We start from the raw sequence: 3,906 nt of genomic DNA on the forward strand, positions 1-3,906 counted from the left end.
GGCTCGGGATGCCGCGTCGGTTTTCGGGCCTGGGGTGTTGAGCGTTTGTCTAAGCCGGTATCGATGGTGGGCGCAGCGGTCGAGAAGCGAAAGTATAGACAGAACGAAGCCGCTGCGCCGAGGTTAACGATATGACGGGCTTCTCAACCGGCAATTCACCCTGTGGGCGGTAATTGGGCGACGCTACCCGACCTGGGGTGGGCGGGAATGTGAACAATATCGACGCCAGTCCAATCAGCGGGCCGCTAAGTCGTACTCGGGTCTTTGGCTCGTCCCGCAGTGCATACCGCGAGAACGACCTGACCGGCGGCTCGGTCGCCTCGGGGCGGGCGCACAGTCCTCAGGTCGGTGAATCGCGCTGGCCAAGAATAAGTGCGCGTAAATGTGGTTTCGTGTCGTCATAAAAATTGAATGCGCCGAAATTGTCACCATGCAGGGCGCCTTTGTATTCGGCATACGCTCGTTTGCGGCCGTAGGCCCGGTACCGAGATCGTCCTTCCGGTCCGCGGCGGCATGGTTGCCGGGGCTCGGTCAGGCGAGCGCCCGCCGCGCGTCGAGCAGTTAAATAAACTGCTTGATTTAACCTCGACGCGGGTGTTCACTGAGGCGGTGACCGCAGCCAGAGTCCTGCGCAACGATCGGTCGACGGGTACCCGAGAAGCGATCTTGTCAGCAGCTGAGCGGTTGTTTGCCGAGCGCGGCATGTACGCCGTGTCCAATCGGCAAATCAGTGAAGCGGCAGGGCAAGGCAACAATGCCGCGGCCTGTTACCACTTCGGCACCAGGACCGATTTGCTGCGCGCGATCGAAAGCAAACACCGGGTGCCAATCGAGGAATTGCGGGAGCAGATGCTTGCCGGCATCGGCAACTCGTCCGAGCTCCGGGCCTGGGTCGGCACACTGGTACACCCACTCACGGATCACCTGGCGGCTCTGGGCAACCCGAGCTGGTACGCCCGCTTCGCCGCTCAGGCGATGGCCGATCCCACCTATCGGCAGGTGGTGACCAAGGATGCGCTCGGATCACCCATGCTCGTCCGGGCGATCGACGGCATCAACCGCTGCCTGCCCGACCTGCCGAAGCGAGTCCGCTTCGAACGGATGGTGATGGCTCGCAACCTGCTGATGCACACCTGCGCCGAACATGAAGGAGAGCTCGGCGAACACGGGCCGCGGTCACGGTCCAGCTGGCCGATCGCGGCCGAAGGATTGATCGACGCGATCGTCGGCTTATGGCGGGCGCCCGTTCACCGCATGCAGGCCGCGTCATCTCACTGACCAGAATTCGCCTTGGGAGAAGGAGTGCTATGGCTGACATGTCGACCGAGACGATGAGCGAGGCCGCAGCGGAGGTGCCGGACTATCCGATGGCCCGGGCGGCGGGTTGCCCGTTGGCTCCCGCGCCGGTGGCGTTGGAACTCAACGTCGTCAAACCGCTTAGCCGCGTGCGGATTTGGGACGGCAGCACCCCGTGGTTGATTACCGGCTACGAAGCGATACGTGCGCTGTTCACCGATTCCCGCGCCAGTGTCGATGATCGCAAGCCCGGCTATCCGCACTGGAACGAAGGCATGTTGGCGACGGTGGACAAGCGACCGCGTTCGGTGTTCACTTCAGATGCCGAGGAGCACACCCGGTTTCGCCGCATGTTGTCCAAGCCGTTCACCTTCAAGCGGGTCGAAGGACTGCGGCCGGCCGTCCAGAAGATCACCGACGACCACATCGACGCGATATTGGCCGGTCCTCAGCCGGCGGACCTGGTTGAGACATTGTCGCTACCGGTCCCGTCGTTGGTGATCAGTCAGTTGCTGGGCGTGCCGTATTCGGACGCGGAGTTTTTCCAAGAGCAGGCCCACAAAGGGATGGGCCGGTACGCCACCGCCGAGGAGTCGGCCGAAGGCGCTACTGCGCTGGCGAGATACATCGCCAAACTGGTTCGCGCCAAAATGGAAGACCCGACTGAAGATTTGGTAGGCGACCTTGCCGAGCGGGTCAATGCCGAAGAGCTCAGCGTCCGCGAAGCAGCCCAGCTGGCCACCGGCGTGCTGATCGCCGGGCACGAGACCACCGCCAACATGATCAGCCTGGCAATCGTGGCGCTGCTGGAGCATCCCGATCAGCTTGCGCTGTTGCGCGACACCCACGATCCGAAGGTGATCGCCACCGCTGTCGAAGAGTTGATGCGCTACCTGAGCATCATTCAGACCGGTCAACGCCGGGTCGCCATCGAAGACATCGAGCTGGCGGGCGAGGTGATCCGCGCCGGAGAGGGCATCATCCTCGACGTCCCGCCGGCGAACTGGGACGCTCGTCGCTACCCCAACCCGGATCGGCTGGACCTGCAACGGGAGGACAACCCCCATGTCGGCTTCGGCTACGGCCGGCACCAATGCGTCGGGCAGCAGCTGGCCCGGATGGAGTTGCAGATCGTGCTGCACACCCTGCTGCGCCGCATGCCGACGCTACGGCTGGCGGTCCCGGTGGAGCAACTGCCGTTCAAACACGATGCTCTGGCCTACGGGCTATACGAACTACCCGTGACATGGTGATTGCATCGTGAGCGGCAACATCAAGAGATTCCTGGGTGTTTGAATGACGACTACTCCCAGTGCGCAAACGTTCGTCATCCCCGAGGAGCCTGACTGGGCGCGGATGCGTCGCGAAACCGGCGCGCGGCTTCGATCGGCGATGGCCGACCACGGCGTCGACGCGCTGATCCTGCTGATGAACGACAACGTGGTGTACGCCACGGGTGCCAGTTGGCCGGTGCTGGACGCCGGTCTGTCACACGTGGAGCGGCCGGTGGCCATCGTGCTGGCCACCGATGAGCACCCGCACCTGTTCATACCGTTCCGTGAGGGAGCCGCGTCGGAATCGCAGGTGCCGCCCGATCATCTGCACGGTCCCCTGTATCTCGAATTAGAGGAAGGCGTAGAGCATTTCGCGCGGGTGATCGCTGATCTGATACCGCCGGGCGCTACCGTCGCGGTCGATGAGCTGACCGGGGCGATGCGCCGGGCCGCGGATCAGCTTTTCCCCGGCGGGCCACCCTCGGAGGCGGCGGTGGTGGTGGCAGCAGCCAACCTGGTCAAGACAACGGACCAGCTTTCTTGCCTCCAAAAAACCACTCGCATCACCGAGCGGGCCATGGCCGACGTGCAAAAGCAGCTGGCACCCGGCGTACGGCAAACCGATCTGTCAGCCAAGTTGGTGCGCAGGGCATTCGAATTGGGTGCGACCGCCAATATGCTTGAGGCGATCTGGCAGGTGATGCCGCCGTCGCGTGCCGAGGGGGTGTGGACGACGCACGGCGACCTCGCGCTGCCGCTGCTCACCGCGGAACGCGAACTCGCCAAAGGTGACGTGCTGTGGACTGACGTCAGCATCAGCTACGCCGGGTACTGTTCGGATTTCGGTCGAACCTGGCTGGTCGGCGACCAGCCGTCAGCGCGCCAGCAAGCGCAATTCGACCAGTGGCGCCATATTCTCGACGCGGTGCTGAAAGTGACCAAAGCCGGTGCGACGTCGGGTGATCTGGCGCGCGCGGCGATCGCCGCCAACGGTGGCAGCAAGCCGTGGCTGCCACACTTCTACCTCGGACACGGTATCGGCACCTATCCCGCTGCACCTCCCATGATCGGAACGGACTTGGGCGAGGAGTACGACGACAACTTCGTGTTTCCGCCAGGCATGGTGCTGGTGCTGGAGCCGGTGGTGTGGGAGGACGGCACCGGTGGCTACCGCAGTGAGGAGATCGTGGTGATCACCGAAGACGGCTGCATGCCGATTACCGACTACCCCTATACGCCCTATGGCCCGCGCTGACGACGATGCAGTGGGGGCGCCTCCAGCCGCGGAGCGGCGAGGGGGACGAAGCGATGCGGAGGAGTAGCGCCGATGGCCACT

General features: G+C 63.9%; 3 protein-coding genes. All 3 read left to right on the plus strand.

Annotation, left to right across the window (positions count from 1 at the left end):
* Positions 1 to 594 precede the first annotated feature (594 nt).
* Genes ACLQI9_RS22140 through ACLQI9_RS22150 form a run of 3 tightly spaced genes read left to right on the plus strand, consistent with a single transcriptional unit; the run spans position 595 to position 3,825 of the window.
* Positions 595 to 1,278, plus strand: coding sequence for a TetR family transcriptional regulator (locus ACLQI9_RS22140; protein ID WP_442392209.1), 684 nt, complete (start codon positions 595 to 597; stop codon positions 1,276 to 1,278).
* A gap of 29 nt (positions 1,279 to 1,307) precedes the next feature.
* Positions 1,308 to 2,549 (plus strand): cytochrome P450, encoded by a 1,242-nt coding sequence (locus ACLQI9_RS22145; RefSeq protein WP_442392210.1) that lies wholly within the window; start codon positions 1,308 to 1,310, stop codon positions 2,547 to 2,549.
* Positions 2,550 to 2,592: 43 nt separating this feature from the next.
* Entirely contained in the window at positions 2,593 to 3,825 is a 1,233-nt protein-coding gene (locus tag ACLQI9_RS22150) for a M24 family metallopeptidase (RefSeq protein WP_442392211.1), read from the plus strand.
* Positions 3,826 to 3,906: the final 81 nt, after the last annotated feature.

Source organism: Mycobacterium sp., from assembly GCF_052143115.1.
Classification (GTDB): Bacteria; Actinomycetota; Actinomycetes; order Mycobacteriales; family Mycobacteriaceae; genus Mycobacterium.

What these genes read in the sequence shown, in the direction of transcription:
- ACLQI9_RS22150 (WP_442392211.1), top strand. Translation starts at nt 2,593, where the DNA reads ATGACGACTACTCCCAGTGCGCAAACGTTCGTCATCCCCGAGGAGCCT.
- ACLQI9_RS22145 (WP_442392210.1), top strand. Translation starts at nt 1,308, where the DNA reads ATGGCTGACATGTCGACCGAGACGATGAGCGAGGCCGCAGCGGAGGTG.